Origin of the sequence: uncultured Virgibacillus sp. (genome assembly GCF_947495635.1) — a bacterium.
In the GTDB taxonomy this organism is placed as follows: domain Bacteria; phylum Bacillota; class Bacilli; order Bacillales; family Amphibacillaceae; genus Virgibacillus; species Virgibacillus salarius.
On the sequence record NZ_CANMAB010000152.1, the window covers coordinates 1 to 6,189 of the forward strand.

At 35.1% G+C, this 6,189-nt stretch carries 6 protein-coding genes; all 6 read right to left on the reverse strand.

Annotation, left to right across the window (positions count from 1 at the left end; translation table 11 throughout):
- Nucleotides 1-149: 149 nt before the first annotated feature.
- The 6 genes from Q1A47_RS19625 to Q1A47_RS19650 all read right to left on the reverse strand — a co-directional run bounded on the left by Q1A47_RS19625 (nt 150) and on the right by Q1A47_RS19650 (nt 6,025).
- On the reverse strand, nt 150-1,118 hold the full coding sequence (locus tag Q1A47_RS19625) for a siderophore ABC transporter substrate-binding protein (protein WP_121604489.1): 969 nt from the start codon (nt 1,116-1,118) through the stop codon (nt 150-152).
- A 291-nt stretch (nt 1,119-1,409) separates the two neighbouring features.
- Complete coding sequence (locus tag Q1A47_RS19630; protein ID WP_026683098.1) at nt 1,410-2,165, reverse strand: ABC transporter ATP-binding protein; 756 nt, start codon at nt 2,163-2,165, stop codon at nt 1,410-1,412.
- A complete protein-coding gene (locus Q1A47_RS19635) occupies nt 2,159-3,109 on the reverse strand; it encodes an iron chelate uptake ABC transporter family permease subunit (RefSeq protein ID WP_121604488.1) in 951 nt (316 codons plus the stop codon). Before Q1A47_RS19635 ends, Q1A47_RS19630 begins: the two co-directional genes overlap by 7 nt.
- Entirely contained in the window at nt 3,099-4,052 is a 954-nt protein-coding gene (locus Q1A47_RS19640; protein ID WP_026683096.1) for an ABC transporter permease, read from the reverse strand. The genes Q1A47_RS19635 and Q1A47_RS19640 overlap by 11 nt, the downstream gene beginning before the upstream one ends.
- A gap of 303 nt (nt 4,053-4,355) precedes the next feature.
- Nucleotides 4,356-5,072 carry a DsbA family oxidoreductase gene (locus tag Q1A47_RS19645; protein WP_026683095.1) on the reverse strand — a complete coding sequence of 239 codons (717 nt, stop codon included), beginning with the start codon at nt 5,070-5,072 and terminating at the stop codon, nt 4,356-4,358.
- Nucleotides 5,073-5,155: 83 nt separating this feature from the next.
- A complete protein-coding gene (locus tag Q1A47_RS19650; protein WP_166531026.1) occupies nt 5,156-6,025 on the reverse strand; it encodes an MBL fold metallo-hydrolase in 870 nt (289 codons plus the stop codon).
- Nucleotides 6,026-6,189: the final 164 nt, after the last annotated feature.

Sequence of the window (6,189 nt, forward strand, 5' to 3'; positions counted from 1 at the left end):
TCCAGTTGAGTACCGAACGCAATCCAGCCAATCAGCTGCATAGTATAAACTCTAACTTTTGGGGGTAACCACCTAATCGTTCGTCTTTTATTGTTTCTTCATTCTTTTGTCTCTGTCTCTACCAATTTACTAAGACATGCTTTTTGTAATTATTTTTCTAAGCTTGCTTGAATTTCATCAACCATACCCTGAACAGATACAAGTCCGCCACCAGATAAGTACCAGAATTCAGGATCAAGGTACACGATATTATCATTTTCATAAGCTTTCGTGCCTTGAACTAGTTCGTTCTCCACAATTTGCTTTGCAGAAGATTCTTCTCCAATTGCTGCACTACGATCAATAACATAAAGTAAATCAGGATTCTTTTCAACTACATATTCAAATGAAACATTTTGACCATGAGTAGATGCTTCGATATCTTTATCTACTGCAGGCACATTAAACACATCGTGAATAATACCAAAACGTGAACTAGGACCATATGCGCTAATCTTATCATCATTTGCTAGAATGATTAATGCATTCTCATCAGCTTGTTTTGCTTTTTCTTGTATTCCTGCAATCGATTCATCGATTGTTGCTAGTTCTTCTTCTACTTCAGACTGTTTATCAAAAATCTTACCAAGTGTACTCATGTTTTCTTTAAATGATTCCATGTAACGAGTAGTATCAACACCTAAGTAAACAGTAGGAGCTAATTCTGATAGCTGATCATATACAGATGACTGACGCCCTGAGATAAAGATGACATCCGGATCAATTTCAGCAATTTTCTCAAAATCTGGTTCCTTTAAGCTTCCGATATTTTCATATTCTTCCCCTTCATATTTTTCTAAATACGATGGGATATTACCTTTGGCAACACCCGCTACTTCTACTCCTAATTTATCTAATGAATCAAGTACACCATAATCAAAAACAACTACTTTTTCAGGATTCTGCGGTACTTCTGTATCGCCAAGTTCTTGCGTTATCTTTATATTTTCTGTTTCAGCAGTTTCCTTTTCCTTACTTCCGCTATTCCCTTCATCACTACTTTTTTCTTCATCTGAACCACAAGCAGCCAATGCGAAGACCATTATGCTCATGAATAGTAACAATAGTAATTTCTTCATCATAAACTCCCCAATCTTTTTAATTTAATATTTTTTATATTAACCATACCGCTTCTTACCATTCAAAGTAGATTTCCAGTGTCATTTTTGCCCAATCTCTTTTGTACCGGGCTCGTTATATGAAAGCATTCCAAGAGCTTTTTTTCTTAAACCTATTTACCTGTGCCAAAACATACGATAAAATTAAAATTGTCAGCATTCCTTCATCATGACCTTAGTTTTCTCTAACATCATGATGGGGGGATTTTTTATATTGGAATCACTTCAAATGGTATTAAGCCATGTAGATGATTAAAAATAAACACATATACGTTTATCATCAATGTCTTGAATATCAATGTCCATATCATAAATATCTTTTAGGACACATTTATCAATGACATCACAAGCCTTACCTTGTTTTACTACCTTTCCATCCTTCAAAGCCACAATATTATCTGAGTAGCATGACGCAAAATTAATATCATGAATAACAATTAATATTGTTTTCCCAAGCTCATCTACTAAATTTCTTAGTGTCTTCATGATTTGAACGGAATGGCGCATATCCAGATTATTTAATGGCTCATCCAAAAGAATGTACTCTGTATCCTGTGCAATTACCATGGCAATATGTGCACGTTGACGTTGACCACCACTTAGTTCATCTAAAAACTTATCCTGCATCTCACGAAGCTCCATATAATCAATGGCTTCATCCACTTTTTCCCAATCATAGCTATTGAGCTTACCTTGAGAGTAAGGAAATCGTCCAAATGATACGAGCTCCCGAACTGTTAGTTTTAAGTTGATCGAATTAGATTGTTTTAGTATCGATATCTTCTTAGCCAGCTCATTGTTTTTAGTTTCCATAATGTCTTTGCCATCAATGGATATATTTCCATTATCTTTTGCGATAAGACGACTAACCATAGAGATCAACGTACTTTTCCCAGCACCATTCGGTCCGATGAAAGAAGTAATGGTCCCTTTTTCAATGTTTAAAGAAACATCTTCAATCACTTTCTTCTGGTTATACGACTTAAATACATTTTTTATGTCTACCATGATTTATTCTCCTTTAACAAAAGATATATAAAGTAAATACCACCAATAAAGTTAATGATGACACTAATAGTTGTTTGGAAAGTAAATACTTTCTCCACAATAAATTGACCACCTAGTAATGCGATAATGCTAATTAGCATCGAACCAATAAGAATGTAAAAATGACGGAACGTTTTTAAAAACTCATAAGCTAAGTTTACGACGAGCAACCCAAGAAACGTCATGGGTCCAACTAGTGCTGTTGCCATGGAAATAAATATGGCAACAATGATTAGTAAATGTTTAACAACACGATTATAGGGCACACCTAAATTAATTGCATTATCCTTCCCTAACCCCAATACATCTAAATATTTATAATACCGCATTAAATAAATAATAAGCAGTACAAATATCACAATGGAGATATAAACAAGATTGGTATTTACATTGTTAATACTTGCAAACATACGATCCTGTGCTACCATAAATTCATTTGGATCGATCAGAACTTGCATAAAGGAAGTGATACTGCTAAAGAACGTTCCCAATATCATACCAACGAGCAAGAGAAAATAGATATTGTTGCTTTCTCCTTTAAAAAGTACTTGGTAGAGTAATAAAGAGAAAACAACCATTCCTCCAATTGACACGAGGTAGTTAACATTACTATTCATCATTATTAATGAATTGGAACCTATGGTAAAAATAATTAACGTTTGGATAAGTAAGTACAGTGAATCCAGTCCTAATACACTTGGTGTCAAGATGCGATTATTTGTTATGGTCATAAAGATGGTTGTTGCAAAAGCAATAGCACCACCTGTAAGTAATATAGCAACTACTTTCATAATTCGCCTTGGTAGGATATAGCCAATATTTCCACTTAGATCATAAAAGATATAGAGCATTGTTAATAAAACAGCAATTATGGCTAGTACGAGTGTTTTCTTTTTATATCCCATATTTTTTTCTCCTAAACAGCAGATAGATAAATAACCCACTACCTATCACGCCAACGGTTAAGCTAATTGGTATTTCATATGGATATATAATTACTCTGCCAATAATATCACATATAAGAACGAATAAAGCCCCTAATAATGCTGTATGTACCAAGCTCTTCTTTAAATGATCACCTTGATAGATGGTTACGATATTCGGAATAATCAAACCAAGGAATGGAATCACACCTACCGCCAAGACTACGGATGCAGTAACTAATGCTACTATAATTAGACCTAAATTAACTACTTGTCGATAATTTAAACCCAAGTTTTTGGAGAAGTCCTCACCCATTCCAGCAATGGTAAATTTATTGGCATAAAAAAAAGCCAATAGCAGGATCGGAATGCTAACATACATTAACTCGTAGTTTCCACTCATAATCATAGAAAAATCGCCCTGCATCCATGACGATATATTTTGAATTAAATCATACTTGTATGCGATGAAAGTGGACATGGAGCTAATGATATTTCCAAACATCAGTCCAATAAGCGGAATGAATATGGCATCTTTAAATTTTATCTTTTCCAGTATCTTCATAAATGCAAATGTACCTAAAAGCGCAAATGCGAATGATACAAGCATTTTTTGAAATGGATTGGCAGCTGTAAATACAACCATGGAAACGAGGATACCAAGCCTTGCTGCATCTAATGTACCAGCAGTTGTAGGTGAAACAAATTTGTTTCTACTTAACTGTTGCATAATTAGTCCGCATATGCTCATGCTCATTCCAGCTATTAATATACTAATAAGTCTTGGAACTCTTGATACCATTAATACTTTTGCCTGATCCTCTGATAATCCAAATATATCTAATGGAGATATATCAGAAACACCAATAAATAAAGATACAAAGGAAAGTAGTATAAGTGCTAGTACTAAGTAACGTATTTTCATAGACTGACCTTCTCTTCCAACTTTCCTATATTAATAATTATTCTTACTTTTGAATTGTTCTAATTAATAATGATATTCATTATCAATTAGATTCTTCTATAAGTATAACAGATTTCCCCTTCACGTCAATAAAAAAAGGCTTTCGTTTATATTTTATTCACAAATAAGCCAAAAGAATGAAGCGCTTTCTTATATATGTGGGAAAGTACATTTTTTATTTAAAAATCTTCGCGTGCTATAGTATGGAGAATGTGATAAAAGGATTATTAAGAAGGAACTTCTCAATAATCCTTTGAGAACGGCTTATTCTGTCTCGCAGCCTTCGTCTGTGCAATAGGTCGTTTTTGAGGATTTAGGGTTTAGTGATTTTAATTTGCTTTCTTGTTGCTCTTCTTCCCATACTTGTTCAAGTACTTCCGCAAATACTTCCTGTGGCTGTGCTCCTGAAAGGGCGTACTTTTCATTAAACACAAAAAAGGGTACACCCTGCACACCAATTTGTCGGGCTTGTTCCTCATCTGCGCGCACATGAATCGCGTAATCATCTACTTTAAGCAACGTTGTAACCGCATTTTCATCCAAGCCCACGTCAATCGCAAGCGCAATTAATGTTTCATAATCACTAATTAACTTTGACTCTGTAAAGTAAGCATGCATCAAGCGTTCTGCCATTTCTATACCTTTTCCTTGTTGTTCCGCATATTTTGCAATACGATGAGCGTCAAAAGTATTGGTATGTTGCATCGTATCAAAATGATAGGTTAAACCAACCTCAGCCGCTTGCTTTCCAACACTCTCATTCATTTGCTTCGCTTGTTCTATCGACATTCCTTTTTTTTCTGATAGATATTCATGAATTGATTTATTAGGAGTTGCTTCGGTATTTGGATCCAGTTCATAGCTTTTAAACTCAAGTATTATTTGATTTTCATGTGGAAAAGTTTTCATTGCATTTTCTAGTCTTCTTTTTCCAATATAACAAAAAGGGCATACAAAATCCGACCAAACTTCGATTTTCATAACTACACCTCATTTCTCCTTACATTGTAGCATAGCTATTCTAAAGGAATGAAGAATTGTGCTTGTTTCGTAGCAGCTATGTCTTAATGTTTAGGTGAAGAGCGATCTGTATCTACATATCTTCCCTGATTTGGAACAGCGATGTCTTCAAAATAATCAACAAGCTTTTGTAATCCTTTTGTTAGTTTTTCACCTTCCATAGCGACACCATGTCCAGGTATAACAACTTGTGGATCAAGCGCTGCCAGTTTCTCAACAGATGCTTGTGCAGCTTTCCAATCCGTCGTAAAGTACTTAGGTGGACCACTCACCTCTGCTGTTTGCATAAATACACGAGAGAAAGATTCCTGACGAACTGTAATGAATGCATCACCAGAAAATAAAAGGGAATCACTTTCACGAAAATAGGATACATGCCCAGGCGAATGTCCTGGCGTGTGAATCCATCTCCAACCATCTAAATAGGGAACTTGATGATTATCAGGTAAGGGCTGAACTACATCTCCTAAGTCAATTGGCTCATTTGGATATAACGAAGATATCTTGGCTAATATTCCACTATCAACCGTTGTGTCTGGTTCCGGATAACTTTTTTCGCCACGTAAAAAAGGTAATTCGTTTGCATGTGTATAAATAGGTACCTCCCACTCTTCTGCTAAATCTGCTAGCCCTCCTACATGATCAAAATGCCCATGTGTTAAAAGGATTGCTTTTGGTTTACTTCCCTTACCAAAGCGATCAACTACAACGGATTTTATCTCAGGAGCTGCATTGGGTAATCCTGCATCTATAAGCACCCATTCTCCCTTATCGGGATATCCGATAAAACCAATATTAACTATTTGATCTGTATAGTAATAAACATCACTTTTTACTTGAATACCACCACCACTTGTAATAGATGTCATCGGAATGAATTTATGATGTTCCTTTTGATGAAAATCTTGATCCATCTAAACACGACTCCTTTGCTAATTAATAAGAATAGTATTTAACATATCTAGAAACTTCATGCAGGAGTTACATGTTTTTTGACTAAGCAATAAGAAAAACGGAGCAAAATTCGCTCAGTCCTTATCACTACATGCTCAGATTTACGCTTCCTCTAGTAGCTATT

What these genes read in the sequence shown, in the direction of transcription:
- Q1A47_RS19625 (WP_121604489.1), bottom strand. Translation starts at nt 1,118, where the DNA reads ATGAAGAAATTACTATTGTTACTATTCATGAGCATAATGGTCTTCGCA.
- Q1A47_RS19630 (WP_026683098.1), bottom strand. Translation starts at nt 2,165, where the DNA reads ATGGTAGACATAAAAAATGTATTTAAGTCGTATAACCAGAAGAAAGTG.
- Q1A47_RS19635 (WP_121604488.1), bottom strand. Translation starts at nt 3,109, where the DNA reads ATGGGATATAAAAAGAAAACACTCGTACTAGCCATAATTGCTGTTTTA.
- Q1A47_RS19640 (WP_026683096.1), bottom strand. Translation starts at nt 4,052, where the DNA reads ATGAAAATACGTTACTTAGTACTAGCACTTATACTACTTTCCTTTGTA.
- Q1A47_RS19645 (WP_026683095.1), bottom strand. Translation starts at nt 5,072, where the DNA reads ATGAAAATCGAAGTTTGGTCGGATTTTGTATGCCCTTTTTGTTATATT.
- Q1A47_RS19650 (WP_166531026.1), bottom strand. Translation starts at nt 6,025, where the DNA reads ATGGATCAAGATTTTCATCAAAAGGAACATCATAAATTCATTCCGATG.